Genomic DNA, 17,865 nt, shown 5'->3' on the forward strand with positions numbered 1-17,865 from the left:
AGACGCCACCGCGCGTCCCCTTACGCCTCGCCTTCGACGGTCCAGCGCCAAAAGCCCCTCTCCTCCTCGTTGAGGAAACGGTTCAGCACCATCTTGTGGACCTCATCGGCGCCATCGACCAGCCGCGCCTGGCGCGCATAGCGGTAGATCCATTCGAGCACAGTGTCCTTGGAATAGCCCCGCGCGCCATTGATCTGGATCGCCACATCGGCCGCGTCATGCAGCACATTGGCGACCTGGACTTTGGCCATCGACACTTCCTTGCGGGCAAAGCCGCCGCGGTCCAGCTCCCACGCAGCCTTCATCACCAGGATGCGGCCGATCTCGATGCGCATTGCGAGGTCGCCGAGCTTCATCTGGACGCTTTCGCGGTCGGCGAGGCGCTGGCCGAAACCATAGCGCTCGGCAGCGTAGGCGCGCGCGATCTCGACGCAGCGCTTGGACAATCCAAGCCAGCGCATGCAGTGGGTAAGCCGCGCCGGGCCGAGCCGCACCTGCGTCACCTTCATGCCCCTGCCCTCGCCAACCAGCATGTCTTCGACAGGTATTTTGAGCCCGTCAAATTCCAGCTCGCAATGCCCGCCATGCTCCTCCGGGCCCATGATCTCGATGCGGCGCGCAATGCGCCAGCCCGGCTGGTCCTTGTGGAACATCAGGGCCGACAGACCATGGCGCGGGTCGTCGGAGGTTCGCGCGATCAGAATGAAATGGCTGGCCTGCTGCGCGCCGGTGATGAACCATTTGCGGCCGGTCACGACATATTTGTCGCCGCGCCGCTCAGCACGCGTCATGATCATCGAAGGGTCCGAGCCGCCGCCGGGGTGCGGTTCGGTCATGGCAAAGGCCGAGCGCACCTTGCCCTCGACAATCGGCTTCAGCCATTTTTCCTTCTGCGCCGGCGTGCCGAGCGCCTCCAGAACCATCATGTTGCCATCGTCGGGCGCCGCCGAATTGAACACCACGGGTCCGAAGATCGACCGGTTCATCTCCTCGTAGCAGACCGCTATGTCGATCTTGCCGAGACCGGCGCCGCCGCTTTCCAGCTTGAGCTGCAGACACCACAGGCCCGCCATCCGCGCCTTGGCGCGAAGCCCCTCCAGCAGCGGCAAGGCGATATTTCCATGCGCGTCATAGGACGTCTTGTCGGCCTCGAGCGGCAGGATTTCACGCTCGACGAAGTCGGCAATGCGGACGCGGTAATCTTCGGTGCGGGCGGGAATGTCGAAATTCATGGACAAGCTCCCAGCGATGAAACGAGGTGGCCGCCATCGATGGACGAGAAACTGCCGATCCAGTAGAGGCGCTCCTGTTCGACGTCCCACAATGGTCCCTCGCCCAGCGTGGTCTTCACGTCCACCACGACTTCGATCTTCATGCCGTCCTCCTCTGTTGGCGCCGTGCAGTGATAGGCGAGCCGCCTCAGAACGCGACCTTGTCGCCGCCCTTCAATGACAGGATCTCGCGCGCCTCGTCGGGCGTCGCCACTTCCATGCCAAGGCCCTCGATGATCTTGCGGGCAAGCACCACCTGCTCGGCGTTCGATTTGGCAAGCTTGCCCTTGCCGGCCCAAAGACTGTCTTCGAGCCCGACGCGGATGTTGCCGCCAAGCGCTGCCGACTGCGCGGCAATGCGCAACTGACTGGCGCCGGCGCCGAGCACCGACCAGCGAAACTGGTCGCCGAACAGCCGGTCGGCGGTGCGCTTCATATGGGCGACGTCTTCGGGATGCGTGCCGATGCCGCCAAGCAGACCAAACACCGACTGCACGAAGAACGGCGGCTTCACCAGCCCGCGGTCGGCGAAGTGCGAGAGGTTGTAGAGATGGGCGATGTCGTAGCACTCGAACTCGAAGCGGGTGCCGTTGTCGTAGCAGGTTTCAAGAATGTATTCGATATCCCTGAACGAGTTGCGGAAGACCAGGTCGCGCGTCGCTTCCAGATGCGGCTTTTCCCAGTCGAACTTGAAAGTCTCGTATTTGTCGACGAGGTGATAGAGCCCGAAATTCATCGAGCCCATGTTGAGTGAAGCGACCTCAGGCTTGAACTCGGCAGCCGGGCGCACGCGTTCCTCGACCTTCATGTAGGGACTGCCGCCAGTGGTGATGTTGATGGCGGCATTGGTGGCCTGCTTGATGCGCGGCAGGAAACGGGCGAAGGCCGCCGGCGTCTGGTCTGGCTTGCCGGTCTCGGGGTCGCGGGCATGCAGGTGCAGGATCGCCGCACCCGCCTCCGCCGCCGCGATCGCTTCGGAGGCGATCTGGTCCGGCGTGATCGGCAGATAGGGCGACATGGTCGGCGTGTGGATCGCCCCGGTCACCGCACAGGTGATGATAACCTTGCCTCTGGTCTGCGTAGCGCCGGGCTTGCGGCTTGTTTCCGTCATTGTCCGAACTCCTGATCCGATTTTTTCTTGTGCGCCGCCAGCGCCATCAGCCGGCGGTCGCGCCACACCTGCCGTTCGCGGAGGCTTTCCCGCGGCAGGTGCTTGCGGCGGTCGGCCTCTACCGTTTCGATGACCTCGCCGGCCCAGTCAACGCGGCGCTGCATCTGCGGAAAAATGTTGGAATAGATCGCTTGATAGCGCTCGACATAGTCGCGTACGCCGCCCGGCGCGTTGAGGTCGATCGTTTCGAACGGACCCATGAACGACCAGCGCAGCGCCAATCCGTCGCGAATGCCGATATCGACATCCTCGACGCTGGCATAGCCGTCGGCGACAAGGCGAAAAGCCTCCTCCAGCAGCGCGCCCTGCAGGCGGTTCATGATGAAGCCGTCGAGCTCGTGCTTCATCACCAGCGGCGCGTGGCCCGCATCGACGAGGAGGGCGCGTGTGCTTTCGATTGTTTCGGAAGAGGTCCATGGCGCCGGCACGACTTCCGCGGCCGGGATGAGATAGGGCGGATTGATCGGATGCACGACCAGGCAGCGGTGCCGCCCGTGCAGATGGTCGGTGAACTTCGACGGCAGCAACGCCGAGGTGGAACTGGCGATCACCGCTTGCGGACCGGCAACTGCATCGATCAGCGAGAACACCTCGCGCTTCACGCCGAGGATTTCGGGCGTGTTCTCCTGGATATGGACAGCATCGGCCAGCGCTTCTTCCAGCTCCGCAACGACGGCGATGCGACCAAGCACGGCGTCGATTGCCTGTCCCCGCAGCAGATCGTTCGCGGCGAGGTCGCCGAGCACGCCGGCGATATAATCATGTGCGCCGGTCGTCGCGGCCGGCGACTGGTCCCACATCCGCACGTCATGACCGGCGCGGGCAAAACTGATCGCCCAGGCCCGCCCGATGAACCCGCTGCCGACAATTGCTACTTTCACCATGGTCGGACTCCTCAAAGGGTTTCGACGTTGCCGTCGACGCCGAGCGACTGGCCGGAGATGTTGATCGCCGCATCGGACAACAGGAAGGCGACCATCGCGGCGACATCATAAGGGCTGGTCATGCGGCGCAGCGAGATATTCTGGAGATAGCGCTCCGTCATCTCCTCGTTCGACACACCGAGCTGCCTGGCCCGGTCGGCGATGACCTTGTCGATGCGTGGTCCTTCGACGAATCCGGGCAGGATGGCATTGACCCTGATGCCGTGCGGCCCGAGTTCCTTGGCGAGGCTTTGCGTGAAACCGATGACGCCGAACTTGGCCGCCGAATAGGGGGTGCGAAAAGCGTAGCCGTGGCGGCCGGCGGCGGACGACATCGAGACGATCGAGCCGCCGCCCGCCGCCTTGATCAGCGGCACGGAACGCCGGGCGCAGAGGAACTGGCCGGTCAGGCAGATATCGATGCAGCGCCGCCAGTCCGCCGGATCGATTTCATCGACGCCGCCGGTCGGCCCGGCGATGCCGGCATTGTTGACCAGCGCGTCGAGGCCGCCGAGCTTTTCCCTCACCGTCTCGAACAGCCGGTCGACGTCGTCTTCGCGCGAGACATCGGCCTTGACCGCGGCGACGAGGGCGATCTTGTCCGGTGCAGCGGTCAGCGCCTCGTCGGAGACGTCGCAAACGACGATGCGCGCGCCGAGCCGCGACAGCGTGTCGGCAATGGCCAAGCCGATGCCGCCGGCACCCGCCGTCACCAGCACGCGCTGCCCCTTCAGCCCGGTCAGAAAATCGTCCGCCGATGACGGTGCCCCTTTACTTATCGCCGTCGCACTCATCGTCCGGTCCTTTCTCATTGCAGCCGCCGTTCGAGCAGCGCCATGACAGCACCCAGAACGACCAGCCCGTACAGAATTGCCCTTGTCGCATAGGGCAGCTGAAATAGTGACGAAAGCATTGCCCGCGGGTAACTTGGCGAGCAAAGGCAGCTGCTCGGGCACGCCAGACTTTCGAATTTCCGGTAAGCCGCCATGGATTTGCATTGATCTCCACGACGAAGCCATAGCGCGGGCTTGCTCGCGTAGGCCCTAAGGGCGCCCTGGGGGCTGCTCCTGCGGAAATTTGTCTTCGTCTATGACTGCCACGGCCTGCTCGATGCTGTCTCTCACCTCGAAACCGATCCAGTGTCCGTCCATCAGATGCGTTTGCCTCCCGCAGGCGAGGAAATAGCTTCCGGCCTGCTGCGCAACAAAGTTGAGTTGCCTCCTCTCGTTGATTTTAATTCCCTCTGGCGGATCGGTGTACACCCCCCAGATCGCATCCTCGGCCGTCAACTTCACTGGCATCTCTGACGGTGCGTAGACCCTGGTCAGCATCAGGCTGTGCCGGAAAGACGAGGAGCCATTGATAAACTCGATCTTTACCGACCATTCCGCTGGCACGATGATGGTGAGATTGCCACCCCAGTAACCGTTGAAGTCGATGATGTCGGTCCGGATGTTGTCCCTGCGGTAGCGCTCGACCTGGTTCCAATCGGCAACAATCTCTATGGCCACTGTCTTGGCTGCGGGATCGTTCTTGATCCAGCTCGGGACGAAAGGCTCCCCAGCCAGTGCAATTCCAGGCAATGCCAAGGCGACGGCGAGAAGGGCAAGGTGAGCAAAGCGCGCCATCGCAATCAGAGGCTCCTCCCGAGCGGGGCGGCCGGGCGCAAGCGACCGCCAATCGAGGTCGACCCGCCTTATACTTTAAGGAAGAGAATATCCTCAAAATAAGATCCACACCAGCAAGCCCAGGGTACGCTATGTCAGCTGCCAGAAACAACGCCAGCGCTGCACTATCGTCGAGTTGGAATTGCCTGCAGTGCGTCAGTGCGAGGGCGACGGGCAATTCCGTAACGTGACGTTTCCCCTTCAGCTGTTGCGAAGAGTCTGTTGCGCAATTCGCCAGGCCTGCTCCACATGCCGGCGGGCCGCGACTTCGGCTTCATCGCCGTTGCGCGACTTGATGGCGTTCATGATGTCGGTCATTTCGGCAATTGCGGCATCGCGGCGGTCTACCGAAGCAATGGTCATGGAACGCAGTTGGTTGATGCGGACGTTCAGGCCCTGGACGATCTCCCAGGCGATGCGCTTGTCGGCGGCATCGAAAAGCACCTCGTAGAATTTTGTCGTCGCCCGCATCACCTCGATCGGATTGGCTGAGGCCCACGCCGTGAGCAGCACATTGAATGCACGCTCAAGCGCAGCGATCTGGTCCTCAGTCGCCGTCAGTGCGCAGGCGCGCGCCGCGATGCCCTCCATCAGGGCGCGCAGTTCATAAATCTCGTCGGTGCGGCTGAGATCCGGCCGGGCCACGGCGGGTCCGTGGCCCGGTATCATCTGGACCAGGCCCTCAGTCTCCAACTGCCGCAGAACTTCGCGCACCACCGAGCGACTGACGCCGAGCTGGTCGCAAAGCGGCCGCTCGACCAGCCGTTCGCCGGGCTGGAAGTGAAATCCCATGATCGCGTCGCGCATGCGCTCCAGCGCCAGCGTTCTCAGCGTCTTGGCGGATCGTTCGATCCTCAGTGTGTCGTCGGCCAATTCATCACCTTCCCAGCATCCGCAAACAAACAGATTCGATGATCCGTTGACAAGGGATTTGGTCTTCAATAGTATGGTATACCATAAGACGATTGAGGCGAAAGGGAACTTTTCCGGATGCCTCAGCCTAATCGACCACCGAGGATTTGATGAAGCCGGCCATCCGAAAGATCGTCACCCATATCGAGAACACGCTGATAGAAGGCGGCAAGGCGGCTCCCCGGCCGCTGCGCCTGATCGGCGTGGCGGCAGTGCTCGACAATCCGTGGGCCGGACGCGTTTTCACCGAGGACCTTTCTCCCGAGATCCGCGCCTATGCGCCGGTTCTGGGGGAGATGCTGACCCATGAAATCCTCGCAGTCGCCGGATCCGGCGAAGCGATCGAAGGCTACGGCAAGGCCGCAATCTGCGGCACATCGGGCGAGATCGAGCATGCCTCGGCGCTCATCCACACGCTGCATTTCGGCAACCACTATCGGCGTGCCGTCGGCGCCAAGACCTATCTTGCCTTCACCAACCTGCGCGGCGGTCCGAACACGCCGATCATGATCCCGCTCATGGACAAGAACGACGAAGGCCGGCGTTCGCATTACCTGACGGTGCATTTCCAGATCGGCGACGCGCCGGCGCCGGACGAGCTGGTGGTGGCGCTTGGCGCCTCGATCGGCGGGCGACCGCATCATCGCATCGGCGACCGCTACCAGGATCTCAAGGAGGTCGGCGACCTGCATGGCTGAGCTGGCGGACCATGGCTGGCATCGCGGAACGGCGCCTGACGGCACCGGCTACATCCGTGCCGGTTCCGGCGCGCCGGTCCTGCTCATCCACGGCGTCGGCATGAATGCCTCGATCTGGGCACCGCAGATCGAGCTGATGAAAAACAGATGGGATATCATCGCCATCGACATCCTGGGACACGGCCAGTCGCCGTTGCCGCCCGAGGACGCCAGCCTTGCCGACTATGCCGGACAGGCGATCCGGCTTCTCGATCATCTTGGCCTGGATGCCGTCTCGATTGTCGGCCATTCGATGGGGGCGCTGGTCGGGCAGGAAATCGCTCTCGACGCACCCGAACGGGTCCGCAGCATCGTGTCGCTCAACGCGGTCTTTCGCCGCCCGGCGGAGCTTGCGCAGGCAGTACGCGAGCGCGCCGCCGAATTGAATGGCGCGGAAAACCCGTCGGGGACGGACGCAACGATCGCGCGCTGGTTCGGCAATCCGATCCCCGACAGCCTGGCCGAAGCCGCAACGACGACGCGCGCGGCACTGCAAAGCGTCAACTCCGAAGGCTATGCGCGCACCTATCGACTTTTCGCCCATGCCGATGCGGCGCATGGCGATCGTCTCTCCGGTCTCGCGGTGCCGGCCCTGTTCATGACCGGCTCGCAGGACAGGAATTCGTCACCTGCGATGTCGGCGGCGATGGCCCGCCTCGCGCCGCGCGGTCGCTGCGTCGTTCTGGACGGCGAACGACATATGATGGCCGTAGCCTCGCCTGACGTGGTCACACGGCGCATTGCCGACTTTCTCGAGAGCAACGACGGCGCAAGCACATCGGTGCGCCCGGCAATGGACACAGCCTTCGACGCGGGCGAATTCAGGCGGGCGCTCGGTTCCTTCCTGACCGGCGTTACCATCGTCACCGCGATCGGGCCAGAGGGAGAGCCTCGAGGCTTCACCGCCAATTCGTTTACATCCGTTTCGCTCGATCCGCCGCTTGTTCTGGTCTGCATCGCCAAGAAAGCGCTGGGTCATCCGGTGTTTTCGACCTCGAAGTGCTTTGCCATCAACGTGCTCTCGGAGGAACAGCGAGCCGCGTCCGGCGTCTTCGCTTCGAAATCGCAGGACAAGTTCTCGGCTGTCGAGTGGCGGTTCGGCCCGACCGGCAGTCCGCTGCTCGCTGGATCGGTGGCTACGTTTGACTGTGACATGGAGCAGTTGGTCGATGCCGGCGACCATTCGATCCTCATCGGCCGCGTTCGCGAATTCTCCCACAATTCATCGCAGCCCCTCGGCTATTGCCGTGGGGCGTATGTCTCGCCCGGTCTCAGCCAGGAAGCGCTGGCGGCGGCGCCTCCGGACATGGAGGTCGGCGCGATCCTCGAAGATGAAGGCCGCGTGCTGTTCTTCGAAACCGTCGACGGCTTTTTCGAGTTGCCGGCGGGCCGAGGACTCGGGACGCCCGGCGACACGCAAAGCCTCAAGGGACGCCTCGCCGCGAAAGCTGTCGACGCCCATCTCGGATTCCTGTTTGCGGTCTGGGACGACGCCGCAAATCCATCGCGAACACATGTCTACTACCGCGGCACGGTAGCCGCGCCCCACTCCAGCGATGGCCAAGTCCGGCTCGTCGACATCGACAGGATTGCCGGACTGAACATCGCCGACGCTGCTGTGCGCTCGATGCTCGCCCGCTATGTTCGCGAATGTCGGGAGGATGCGTTCGGAGTCTATGTCGGCAACGAAGTCGAAGGCGAAGTCCGTCCGCTCGCCAAGCCGGTATCCATGAACACTTCGGGGTGAACAGATATGAAGTTCTCGCTCTTCGTCCACATGGAACGCTCGGACCCGGCAAAGCCGCATGCCGAGCTCATCGACGAGCTCGAGGAGTTGGTCCTGATGGCCGAGGCGGCAGGCTTCGAGACGGCCTGGATCGGCGAACACCACGGTATGGAGTTCACCATCTCGCCAAACCCGTTCATCAACATCGCCTATCTCGGCGCCCGGACGAAGCGCATCCGGCTTGGCACAGGAACCGTCATCGCGCCGTTCTGGCATCCGATCAAGCTCGCCGGCGAAGCAGCCATGACCGATGTCGTCACGGGCGGCCGGCTCGACATCGGCATCGCGCGCGGCGCCTACAGCTATGAATACCAGCGCCTGTTCCCGGGGCTCGACGCCTGGGGCGCCGGCCAGCGCATGCGCGAGATCATCCCCGCCATCAAGGGCCTTTGGCAGGGCGACTTCGAGATGTCCGGGGAGTTTTGGTCGTTTCCCTCGACCACCTCGTCGCCCAAGCCGGTGCAAAAACCGCACCCGCCGATCTGGGTGGCGGCGCGCGATCCGAACTCGCATGACTTCGCCGTGTCCAACGGCTGCAACGTTCAGGTGACGCCGCTCGCCTCGGGCGATGATGAAGTAACCAGCCTGATGGAGCGCTTCAACGCGGCGTGCGCGGCGCATCCGGCCATGGCCCGCCCCGAGATCATGCTGCTGATGCACACATTCGTTGCCGAAGACGCCGCCGATGCGGAGCAGCTGACGAAGGACCTGTCGCTGTTTTACTGCCAGTTCGGCGCGTGGTTCCAGAACAAGAAGCCGGTTCGCCAAGGAATTTTGGAAGCGCTCACCGACGACGAGATCGCGGCCATGCCGCAATACGCGCCGGGAAAAATCCGACAGAACCTGGTCATCGGTGAGGCCGAAGAGGTGATCACCCGGCTGAAGGCATATGAGGCGCTCGGCTATGACCAGTACTCGATCTGGATCGACAGCGGTCTGCCACACGGGCGCAAGAAGAAGTCGCTGCAGCTGTTCGTCGACAAGGTGATGCCGGCCTTCGGGCATGGGAGGCCGCAATGACCCTTGTGGCCTTCAGCAACTTCATAGATGGGGCGTTCGATACGCCGACCGCCACCTTCGAAAGCACCGATCCGTCCACCGGAGCGCCCTGGGCTACGATGCCGGCTGCAACCGAAGCCGACGTCGACCGCGCCGTCGAGGCGGCGCACCGGACGCTGCACTCGGCCGCGTGGGCATCCCTGACGGCGACCGCCCGCGGCAAGCTGCTGGTGCGCCTCGGCGAACTGGTCGTCGCCAATGCCGACCGCCTGGCGGAGCTGGAAACGCGCGACACCGGCAAGATCATCCGCGAGACCCGCGCCCAGATCGCCTATGTCGGCGACTACTATCGCTACTATGGCGGGCTTGCCGACAAGCACGAAGGCTCGCATCTGCCGATCGACAAGGCCGATATGGACGTCACCATCCGGCGCGAGCCGATCGGCGTCGTCGCTGCCGTCGTGCCGTGGAATTCGCAGCTCTTCCTTTCGGCCGTCAAGCTCGGTCCGGCACTGGCCGCCGGCTGCACGGTCGTCCTGAAAGCCTCGGAAGACGGCCCGGCACCGCTGCTGGCCTTCGCCGAACTCGTCTACGAGGCCGGATTTCCCGCCGGAAGCGTCAACATACTGACCGGGTTCGGGCTCGATTGCGGCCGACGCCTGACAAGTCACCCGCTGGTGTCACGCGTCGCCTTCACCGGCGGACCTTCGACCGCTCGCGCGATCGTCCGCAACACGGCGGAAAATCTCGCCTACACGACGCTCGAGCTGGGCGGGAAAAGCCCGGTTGTGGTTTTCGCCGACGCAGACTTGGACAGTGCGGCAAACGCGGTCGTCGCCGGAATTTTCGCAGCGTCTGGACAAAGCTGCGTCGCCGGCTCGCGCCTGCTTGTCGAGCGTTCGATAAAAGCCGAGTTCCTCGGCAGGCTGAAGCACAAGGCCGAGGCCATCAAAATTGGTGATCCGCAGGATCCGGCCACCGAAATGGGACCGCTGGCAACGCCACGTCAGCGGGAATGGATCGAGAAGATCGTTGCCGAGAGCCTCGCCACGGGCGGGACGCTGGTCACCGGTGGAAAAAGGCCGGACGAGCATTCGCGCGGCTTCTACTACGCACCGACCATCATCGACGCCGAGGATACAGCGCTGCCTTGCGTGCGGGAGGAATTGTTCGGTCCGGTGCTCAGCGTTCTCGCCTTCGACACGGAAGCCGAAGCATTAGCGCTTGCCAACGACACGCCGTTCGGCCTGGCCTCGGGCGTGTTCACCACCAATCTCGCCAGGGCGCACCGCATGGCGCGCGACATTCATGCCGGCGTCGTCTGGGTCAACACGTACCGCGCCGTTTCGCCGCTCGTGCCATTCGGCGGCTATGGTCAGTCCGGGCTCGGACGTGAGGGCGGGCTCGACGCCATCCGCGATTACACGCGCTCGAAATCCGTCTGGATACGGATATCCGACGAGCCAATCCCGGACCCGTTCGTCATGCGGTGAAGGCAGCGTCAATCGCGCAATTTCATAAAAAACAAGAAACAAAAACAACCAACAGAGGAGAATGACATGAAACTGATTTTGACCGGCATTTTGGCCGGACTCTTGGCAGCCACTGCCGCACGGGCCGATGAAATGGTGTTCACCAGCTGGGGCGGGACCACCCAGGAGGCGCAGACCAAATCCTGGGCTGCTCCGTTCGAAGCGAGTTCCGGCATCAAGGTCCTGCAGGACGGCCCGACCGACTACGGCAAGCTGAAGGCCATGGTGGAGGGCGGCAGCGTCGCCTGGGACGTCGTCGATGTCGAAATGGATTTCGCCATCAAGGCGGCCAAGGACGGCCTGCTCGAGCCGATCGACTTCAACGTTGTGCCGAAAGCCGATCTCGATCCTCGCTTCACCACCGACCATGCGGTCGGCAGCTTTTACTATTCCTTCGTTCTTGCCTGGAACAAAGGCGCGGTGTCGGGCGAACCGGCGGGCTGGGCCGACATGTTCGACCTGGCGAAATTTCCCGGCAAGCGCACCTTCTACAAGTGGTCGGCGCCGGGCGTCATCGAAATCGCGCTGCTGGCCGACGGCGTGCCTGCAGACAACCTCTATCCGCTCGACCTCGACCGGGCGTTCAAGAAACTCGACACGATCAAATCGGAAATCGTCTGGTGGGACAGCGGCGCGCAGTCGCAACAGCTGATCGCTTCCGGTGAAGCAGCCTTCGGGCAGCTCTGGAACGGACGTGTCTTCGCTCTCGAGCAGGAAGGCGCCGATGTCGGCGCATCCTGGAATCAGAACCTGACCGCCGCCGACGTGCTCGTCATCCCCAAGGGTTCGAAGAACAAGGTGAGCGCGATGAAATTCCTGGCCGCTGCGACAAGCCCGAAAAGCCAGGCCATGTTTGCTGAAGCAAGCGGCTACGCCCCCATCAACACGGCAGCCAAGGCCGAAATGCCGGCCGATGTCGTCAAGTCGCTGCCGGACGCCTATGTCGACGGGCAGATCAACCTCGACATGAACTACTGGGCTGAAAACCGCGATAAGATCGCGGAACGCTGGTACGCCTGGCAGGCCAAATAGAAGCCGACCTCACCCATGAACCGGCGGGGCGTCGCCAGGCGTCCCGCCTGAGCTGCCGGGATCATCGCCATGTCGGGCAATTTGCTTCATCGACAGCCAATCCTCCGAAGGCCAGATGGCATCGGCGGCGCCTTGCCGGCGCTAACTCTTGTCGCCCTGTTCTTCGTGGTGCCGGTTGTTGCGCTGCTGTTGCGCAGCGTGACCGAACCCGTGCCGGGCCTGCACAACTACGCCACCCTGTTTGGCGACGGCACCTATACGCGGGTCTTCTTCAACACCTTTCTGGTCGCCACCGTCGTCACCGCCGTCACCATCATCGTGGCGTTTCCGGTCGCCTGGATGCTGGCGATCATGCCGCCCGCCCTCGGCTCGATCGTATTCGGCATCATCATCCTGTCGATGTGGACCAATCTGCTCACCCGCACCTACGCCTGGATGGTGCTGCTTCAACGCACCGGCGTCATCAACCGGACGCTGATGGATATCGGCCTGATCAGCGAGCCGCTGCCGCTGATCAACAACCTGACCGGCGTCACCATCGGCATGGTCTACATTATGCTGCCATTCATGATACTGCCACTGGTCGGAACCCTGCGCGCCATCGATCCGATGACGCTGCGCGCCGCCGCCCTTTGCGGCGCGAGCCCCTTCGAGGCCTTCCGCCGCATCCTGCTGCCATTATCGCTCCCCGGAATCGCTGCAGGCGGCCTGATGGTTTTCGTCATGTCGCTCGGCTATTTCGTGACACCGACGCTGCTCGGCGGCACCTCCAACATGATGCTCGCCGCAATGATCGCCCAGATGATCCAGTCCTTGCTCAACTGGGGGCTCGGAAGTGCTGCGGCTTTCATCCTGCTTGTGGTCACCATGGCGCTCTACGCGCTGCAGCTGCGCCTCGTCGGCGCCAAGCGCATGACAGGAGGCATCTGAGATGCTGCTCGACTACGATCGGCTGGGCTGGCTGCGTGCAGCACTGCTGGGTTTCACCGGCCTGGTTGCGGCGTTTCTGCTGCTGCCGGTGGTTTTCATCGTGCTTTTGTCGTTCGGCTCGTCGCGGTGGTTGGCTTTTCCGCCGCCAAGCTGGACGCTGAAATGGTATGGGGAACTCTTCGCCGATCCGGCGTGGCTCGAAGCGGCGCTGACCAGCGCGCGCATTGCTGCCATGGCTGCGCTTCTTGCCGTCGTCATCGGGCTGCTGGCTTCCTTCGCCCTGGTCAGGGGACAGTTTCGCGGGCGCAACGTGCTTCGCGGCCTGCTGCTGACGCCAATGGTGCTGCCGGTCGTGGTCTTCGCCATCGCCATCTATGCATTCTTCCTGCGGATCGGGCTCGGCGGCACCACGGCAGGCTTCGTCATCGCCCACACCGTCCTGGCACTGCCCTTCGCCATCATTCCGATCACCGCGGCACTCGAAGGTTTCGACAAATCCATCGAGGATGCGGCGATCGTCTGCGGCGCAGGCCCATTCGAGGCAAAACTCCGGGTGACCTTGCCGGCGATCAAGATCGGGATTTTTTCGGCGGCGATCTTCGCCTTTCTCGCCTCATGGGACGAGGTGGTGGTCGCGATCTTCATGGCCAGCCCCACCTTGCAGACCCTGCCGGTCAAGATCTGGGGCAGCCTGCGCCAGGATCTCAGCCCGGTCATCGCCGCGGCCTCCAGCCTTCTCGTTCTTCTGACGCTGAGCCTGATGGTCGTAACCGCACTCATTCGGCGGAAATTGTCGAAATGACCGAACCGTTCCTCTCTATTCGCGACCTGCGCAAGGCGTTCGGCAGCTTCGTCGCCGTTCACGATGTCACGATCGATATTCCCAAGGGCGAATTCCTGACCTTTCTCGGCCCTTCCGGCTCTGGCAAATCGACGACGCTCTACGCGATCGCCGGCTTTCAGCAACCGACATCCGGCGACGTTCTTCTTGAAGGCGGGTCGCTGCTGTCGGTGCCGTCGCACAAGCGCAACATCGGCATGGTGTTCCAGCGCTACACGCTGTTCCAGCATCTGACCGTCGCCGAGAACGTTGCGTTTCCATTGCGCGTGCGCCGCCGGCCGGACGCCGAGGTGAACCGAAAGGTCACCGAGATGCTGTCGCTGGTGCGGCTCGAGAGTTTCGGCGGCCGATATCCCGGCGCGCTTTCCGGCGGACAGCAGCAGCGCGTGGCGCTTGCCAGGGCGCTCGCCTACGATCCGCCGATCCTCCTGATGGACGAGCCGCTTTCGGCGCTCGACAAGAAGCTGCGCGAGGAGATCCAGGCCGAGATACGGCGCATCCATCGCGAAACCGGCGTAACGATCCTTTACGTCACCCACGATCAGGACGAGGCCCTGCATCTTTCGGATCGCATCGCCCTGTTTCAGGACGGGCGCATCGAGCAGATCGGCACCGGTGAGGACCTCTATCTGAGACCTCAGAGCGAATTCGTGGCCAGCTTCATCGGAAATTCCAATTTCCTGCCGGCCGAGCATCTTGAAACCGTCAACGGCGCCGCCACGATCCGCCTCGCCGATGGCTCGGTCGTCTCCGGCGTCAGGAACGATCAGGACTTCAGCCAAGGCCAGAAGACCCGGCTGATGGTGCGGCCAGAAGCGTTTCGGCTGCGGCCCGGCCCGGCCACTGCCGGGCTTGCGGTCGAATTCATCGACACCGCCTTCTTCGGCGAGCGGCGGCGCGTCATCGCGCGCACCGCCGCCGGCCAGGAGATCGACGTCAGGCCGACATCCGACATGGCGCATGCACAGGAAGGCATCGCCTCAAACAGACAGATTTATTTCGATCCCGCCGCCGCATTTCTCTTTCCCGCCTGACAGACGATCTGACTTCAGCGCGGCGGATCAGCCGGTGCCTCGATGGTCACGCCGTATTTAGCGGCGATGGCCACGACCTTTGCCATCTCCGGCGTGCCGGCGGCGGTCGCGGCGTCCAATTCCGCGAACATCTGATCAAGGCCGCAACTCGGCGCGCAGAAGACGAGCACGCGAGCCGGCTTGTCGGCGTCATTGCGGATGGCATGGCGCCGGCCGCGTGCGCCGAAGAAGAAGCCGCCGGGCGCAACGCGATGCGGCGCGGTGTCGCCCTCGAATTCGATGACGAGTTCGCCGCTCAGCACATAGAAGGCTTCATCCTCACGGGCATGGGTGTGCGATGGCGTTCCCGCGCCCGGCGGAACCACGGACTCCCAAAGCGAGAAGGACCCGGCGGTCTCGGCGCCGGTGGCTTTGTAGATATGGGTGATGCCCAGAACGTTGAGCGTCGAGCCGGCCGCCGGCTCGCGAACGAACGCTTCGGCCGCTGCAGCTTTGGCATCCATCGTCGATCTCCTTCGTGGTTTTGGGTCTCTCACCAGGAGATAGGCCTTGCCGGCAAAATTGGCGAGGTGCGGGCGGCCGTGGGCGGCAATTTTCGCAGCAACAATACTGAGATGCTGCGCGTTCCCGCGCTCGACGACATCGGCATCGCCCTACTGCCGACATGGGCGGTGGCGGAGCCGCTGCGCGCCCGCGCGCTGCGCAGCGTACTTAAAACGTTTTGAGCTACGGCGTTCCATTGATCCGGCCGCGCAACGTTCTTCCGAATGCAATCATCTTGACCTCAAACAGGGAATTTGGGCGGCGGCTTGAAATTTCCACGGTTTCGCCCACGTACTGAAGTAACGTCGGCTGCGAGGTGATTTTTTGGCTGTAAAAGCGTCGCTTACATCAAACCGGCAGCCTCGCAGCGCTCAGTAGCTGAGAACGCCGGGGCAACGCCCTCTCACCCGCGATAGCTGGAGCATCCGATGCCGAGCCGCCGCTATGCCATCCTTGAAGCGCCGTCCTCGCTGGGTCTGGCGACCGACGGCGTTGAAGCCTTGCCCGGTCGGCTGCTGGAACTGGGCCTCGCCGAACGCATCCATGCGCGCCGCGCCGGGCGGCTGGCCGTCCCGCCGAAAGACCCGAAGCCCGACCCTGCGACCCTGACGCTGAACGCCAAGGCGATCGCGGCGTGGTCGCCCAGGCTCGCCGACGCCGTGGGGGAGGCGCTGGACGCGGGCGAATTCCCGGTGGTGCTGGGCGGCGACTGCACGATCTTGCTGGGTCCGATGCTGGCACTGCGCCGGCGCGGTCGCTACGGCCTGTTCTTCATCGACGGCCACGCCGACTTCTTCCAGCCCGAGGCGGAGCCCAACAGCGAAGGCGCGTCGATGGAACTGGCGTTCGTTACCGGCTACGGGCCGGCCCTGCTGACCGACCTGGAGGGCCGCCGCCCGTTGGCGCGCTCCGAGGACGTCGTTGCCTTCGCGTTTCGCGACCACCAGGACCAGGCCGAATTCGGCAGCCAGCCTTTGCCGGCCGAGCTCACGGCCTATGATCTGCACGCCATCCGCCGCCTGGGCGTCGAAGCCGCCGCCCAAGCAGCGGTTGGTCACCTGACGCGAGCGGAACTCGACGGCTTCTTCATCCATCTCGACGCCGATTGTCTCGACGATGCGATCATGCCGGCGGTCGATTTCCGCGTACCGGGCGGGCTGTCTTGGGACGAACTGTCGGCGGCGCTCCGCATCATCCTGGCGAGCGGCAAGGCGGTCGGGATCGAGGTCACCATCTACAATCCGCGCCTCGACGAGGACGGCAGCGCCGGCCGTGGCCTTGCTGATGTGGTGGCCGCAGCGCTCGGCACAGCCGCGCCCGCTTAAGCTCAGCACCGATCGGCAATCGGGTGGCGTTGAAGCGCCACATGCCAACCCCCAGCCTTGATGATGGCAAGCAACCAGGCGACGGTTTCGAGCCGGAGCATTGAGGCTCTCCACCTGAGGCCACCGATCCTGGCAGGGCAAACCTGTTAATAGTGCTAGCTGTAAATGCGCCGGGCGACTTAGTACCGTCGGCCGCAAACAAGGCCTGGGAGGGTCCGTCACTCGGTTCCTGCCGCGCCATGACGCGGAGCTTGGAACTGTGACGGCACATGCGACCACCCAAGGATTCAGCGACTACAGAGGCTACCGCACCTGGTACCGCGTGGTCGGAGATCTCACCTCGGGCAAGCTGCCTTTGGTCGTCGCTCACGGCGGGCCGGGCTGCACCCATGACTATGTCGATTCGTTCAAGGAGCTTGCCGATACCGGGCGGGCCGTCATCCACTACGATCAGATCGGCAACGGCAAATCGACCCATCTGCCCGACAAGGGCGGCGACTTCTGGACCGTGGATTTCTTTTTGGGCGAACTCGATGCGCTGCTCGCTCACATTGGCATTACCGAGCGCTACGCCCTGCTCGGCCAGTCCTGGGGCGGCATACTTTCGGCCGAACATGCAGTGCGACGCCCTGCCGGGCTCAAGGCATTGATCCTGGCCAATTCGCTGGCCTCGATGGCGCTATGGGTGGAAGGCGCGCTGCAATTGCGCGCCGGGCTGCCGGCCGACGTGCAAAACGCGCTTGACCGGCACGAGGCAGCCGGGACCACCGATCACCCGGATTATGTTGCGGCAACCAAGGCGTTCTATGACCGCCACGTCTGCCGTGTCCTTCCGACGCCGCCGGAAGTGGCCCGGACATTCGCGGCAATCGACGCGGATCCGACAGTGTATCGTACCATGAACGGACCCAATGAATTTCACGTCATCGGCACCTTGCGGAACTGGACCATCGTCGAGCGCCTGCATCTGATTGAGGCGCCGACCCTGGCGTTCCGCGGATTTTACGACGAAGCGACCGAAGCCTGCGTCCAGCCCTTTCTCGATCGCATCCCGGACGTGGAAGGCCTTGTCTTCCCGAATTCCAGCCACATGCCGCATGTCGAGGAGAAGGACGATTGCCTCGCCGCTGTCGGACGCTTTGTCGCCAAATACGATTGAGGC

General features: G+C 63.5%; 19 protein-coding genes. 11 read left to right on the forward strand and 8 right to left on the reverse strand.

Features of this window, described 5'->3' with window-relative positions; translation table 11 throughout:
- Positions 1-20 precede the first annotated feature (20 nt).
- From JG739_RS27315 to JG739_RS27345, 7 genes are all read right to left on the reverse strand, one after another.
- Positions 21-1,232: an acyl-CoA dehydrogenase family protein gene (locus JG739_RS27315; protein ID WP_202364234.1), complete on the reverse strand. Its 1,212-nt coding sequence runs from the start codon at positions 1,230-1,232 to the stop codon at positions 21-23.
- Positions 1,229-1,375 (reverse strand): SMP-30/gluconolactonase/LRE family protein, encoded by a 147-nt coding sequence (locus JG739_RS27320; RefSeq protein ID WP_244749594.1) that lies wholly within the window; start codon positions 1,373-1,375, stop codon positions 1,229-1,231. The genes JG739_RS27315 and JG739_RS27320 overlap by 4 nt, the downstream gene beginning before the upstream one ends.
- A gap of 44 nt (positions 1,376-1,419) precedes the next feature.
- Complete coding sequence (locus JG739_RS27325; protein WP_202364235.1) at positions 1,420-2,382, reverse strand: 3-keto-5-aminohexanoate cleavage protein; 963 nt, start codon at positions 2,380-2,382, stop codon at positions 1,420-1,422.
- Positions 2,379-3,326 (reverse strand): 3-hydroxyacyl-CoA dehydrogenase, encoded by a 948-nt coding sequence (locus JG739_RS27330; RefSeq protein WP_202364236.1) that lies wholly within the window; start codon positions 3,324-3,326, stop codon positions 2,379-2,381. The genes JG739_RS27325 and JG739_RS27330 overlap by 4 nt, the downstream gene beginning before the upstream one ends.
- 11 nt (positions 3,327-3,337) lie before the next feature.
- Complete coding sequence (locus JG739_RS27335) at positions 3,338-4,144, reverse strand: SDR family oxidoreductase (protein ID WP_202367667.1); 807 nt, start codon at positions 4,142-4,144, stop codon at positions 3,338-3,340.
- Positions 4,145-4,408: 264 nt separating this feature from the next.
- The gene (locus JG739_RS27340; protein WP_244749595.1) at positions 4,409-4,993 is read right to left on the reverse strand and encodes a sulfocyanin-like copper-binding protein; all 585 of its coding nucleotides are present in this window, start codon (positions 4,991-4,993) and stop codon (positions 4,409-4,411) included.
- 240 nt (positions 4,994-5,233) lie between these two features.
- A complete protein-coding gene (locus JG739_RS27345; RefSeq protein ID WP_202364237.1) occupies positions 5,234-5,905 on the reverse strand; it encodes a GntR family transcriptional regulator in 672 nt (223 codons plus the stop codon).
- A 149-nt stretch (positions 5,906-6,054) separates the two neighbouring features.
- On the opposite strand from JG739_RS27345, the gene JG739_RS27350 reads away from it, so the two are divergent.
- The 8 genes from JG739_RS27350 (at position 6,055) to JG739_RS27385 (ending at position 14,835) form a co-directional block, all read left to right on the forward strand.
- Entirely contained in the window at positions 6,055-6,642 is a 588-nt protein-coding gene (locus JG739_RS27350; protein ID WP_202364238.1) for an amino acid synthesis family protein, read from the forward strand.
- Positions 6,635-8,428, forward strand: a complete 1,794-nt coding sequence (locus JG739_RS27355) for an alpha/beta fold hydrolase (protein WP_202364239.1) — start codon at positions 6,635-6,637, stop codon at positions 8,426-8,428. The genes JG739_RS27350 and JG739_RS27355 overlap by 8 nt, the downstream gene beginning before the upstream one ends.
- A gap of 6 nt (positions 8,429-8,434) precedes the next feature.
- The gene (locus tag JG739_RS27360; protein WP_202364240.1) at positions 8,435-9,487 is read left to right on the forward strand and encodes an LLM class flavin-dependent oxidoreductase; all 1,053 of its coding nucleotides are present in this window, start codon (positions 8,435-8,437) and stop codon (positions 9,485-9,487) included.
- Complete coding sequence (locus JG739_RS27365) at positions 9,484-10,959, forward strand: aldehyde dehydrogenase (protein ID WP_202364241.1); 1,476 nt, start codon at positions 9,484-9,486, stop codon at positions 10,957-10,959. Before JG739_RS27360 ends, JG739_RS27365 begins: the two co-directional genes overlap by 4 nt.
- A 66-nt stretch (positions 10,960-11,025) precedes the next feature.
- Complete coding sequence (locus JG739_RS27370) at positions 11,026-12,030, forward strand: ABC transporter substrate-binding protein (protein ID WP_202364242.1); 1,005 nt, start codon at positions 11,026-11,028, stop codon at positions 12,028-12,030.
- Between the two features lie 69 nt (positions 12,031-12,099).
- A complete protein-coding gene (locus tag JG739_RS27375; RefSeq protein WP_202364243.1) occupies positions 12,100-12,960 on the forward strand; it encodes an ABC transporter permease in 861 nt (286 codons plus the stop codon).
- A gap of 1 nt (position 12,961) precedes the next feature.
- Complete coding sequence (locus tag JG739_RS27380; protein WP_202364244.1) at positions 12,962-13,762, forward strand: ABC transporter permease; 801 nt, start codon at positions 12,962-12,964, stop codon at positions 13,760-13,762.
- On the forward strand, positions 13,759-14,835 hold the full coding sequence (locus JG739_RS27385; RefSeq protein ID WP_202364245.1) for an ABC transporter ATP-binding protein: 1,077 nt from the start codon (positions 13,759-13,761) through the stop codon (positions 14,833-14,835). The genes JG739_RS27380 and JG739_RS27385 overlap by 4 nt, the downstream gene beginning before the upstream one ends.
- 14 nt (positions 14,836-14,849) lie before the next feature.
- On the opposite strand, the gene JG739_RS27390 is transcribed toward JG739_RS27385, so the two are convergent.
- Entirely contained in the window at positions 14,850-15,338 is a 489-nt protein-coding gene (locus JG739_RS27390) for a cupin domain-containing protein (protein WP_202364246.1), read from the reverse strand.
- A gap of 78 nt (positions 15,339-15,416) precedes the next feature.
- Between JG739_RS27390 and JG739_RS27395 the strand changes: the two genes are divergently transcribed.
- The 3 genes from JG739_RS27395 to JG739_RS27405 all read left to right on the forward strand — a co-directional run bounded on the left by JG739_RS27395 (position 15,417) and on the right by JG739_RS27405 (position 17,862).
- Positions 15,417-15,560 carry a hypothetical protein gene (locus JG739_RS27395; protein ID WP_202364247.1) on the forward strand — a complete coding sequence of 48 codons (144 nt, stop codon included), beginning with the start codon at positions 15,417-15,419 and terminating at the stop codon, positions 15,558-15,560.
- 246 nt (positions 15,561-15,806) lie between these two features.
- Positions 15,807-16,703, forward strand: a complete 897-nt coding sequence (locus JG739_RS27400; RefSeq protein ID WP_202364248.1) for an arginase family protein — start codon at positions 15,807-15,809, stop codon at positions 16,701-16,703.
- 259 nt (positions 16,704-16,962) lie between these two features.
- The gene (locus JG739_RS27405) at positions 16,963-17,862 is read left to right on the forward strand and encodes a proline iminopeptidase-family hydrolase (RefSeq protein WP_202364249.1); all 900 of its coding nucleotides are present in this window, start codon (positions 16,963-16,965) and stop codon (positions 17,860-17,862) included.
- Positions 17,863-17,865: the final 3 nt, after the last annotated feature.

The organism is Mesorhizobium sp. L-2-11 (genome assembly GCF_016756595.1).
Lineage (GTDB): Bacteria > Pseudomonadota > Alphaproteobacteria > Rhizobiales > Rhizobiaceae > Mesorhizobium.

Excerpts from the sequence above, each read along its gene's own strand:
- JG739_RS27340 (WP_244749595.1), bottom strand. The coding sequence starts at position 4,993 with ATGGCGCGCTTTGCTCACCTTGCCCTTCTCGCCGTCGCCTTGGCATTG.
- JG739_RS27400 (WP_202364248.1), top strand. The coding sequence starts at position 15,807 with ATGCCGAGCCGCCGCTATGCCATCCTTGAAGCGCCGTCCTCGCTGGGT.
- JG739_RS27350 (WP_202364238.1), top strand. The coding sequence starts at position 6,055 with ATGAAGCCGGCCATCCGAAAGATCGTCACCCATATCGAGAACACGCTG.
- JG739_RS27375 (WP_202364243.1), top strand. The coding sequence starts at position 12,100 with ATGTCGGGCAATTTGCTTCATCGACAGCCAATCCTCCGAAGGCCAGAT.
- JG739_RS27330 (WP_202364236.1), bottom strand. The coding sequence starts at position 3,326 with ATGGTGAAAGTAGCAATTGTCGGCAGCGGGTTCATCGGGCGGGCCTGG.
- JG739_RS27370 (WP_202364242.1), top strand. The coding sequence starts at position 11,026 with ATGAAACTGATTTTGACCGGCATTTTGGCCGGACTCTTGGCAGCCACT.
- JG739_RS27360 (WP_202364240.1), top strand. The coding sequence starts at position 8,435 with ATGAAGTTCTCGCTCTTCGTCCACATGGAACGCTCGGACCCGGCAAAG.
- JG739_RS27355 (WP_202364239.1), top strand. The coding sequence starts at position 6,635 with ATGGCTGAGCTGGCGGACCATGGCTGGCATCGCGGAACGGCGCCTGAC.
- JG739_RS27380 (WP_202364244.1), top strand. The coding sequence starts at position 12,962 with ATGCTGCTCGACTACGATCGGCTGGGCTGGCTGCGTGCAGCACTGCTG.
- JG739_RS27320 (WP_244749594.1), bottom strand. The coding sequence starts at position 1,375 with ATGAAGATCGAAGTCGTGGTGGACGTGAAGACCACGCTGGGCGAGGGA.
- JG739_RS27385 (WP_202364245.1), top strand. The coding sequence starts at position 13,759 with ATGACCGAACCGTTCCTCTCTATTCGCGACCTGCGCAAGGCGTTCGGC.
- JG739_RS27315 (WP_202364234.1), bottom strand. The coding sequence starts at position 1,232 with ATGAATTTCGACATTCCCGCCCGCACCGAAGATTACCGCGTCCGCATT.
- JG739_RS27365 (WP_202364241.1), top strand. The coding sequence starts at position 9,484 with ATGACCCTTGTGGCCTTCAGCAACTTCATAGATGGGGCGTTCGATACG.
- JG739_RS27390 (WP_202364246.1), bottom strand. The coding sequence starts at position 15,338 with ATGGATGCCAAAGCTGCAGCGGCCGAAGCGTTCGTTCGCGAGCCGGCG.
- JG739_RS27325 (WP_202364235.1), bottom strand. The coding sequence starts at position 2,382 with ATGACGGAAACAAGCCGCAAGCCCGGCGCTACGCAGACCAGAGGCAAG.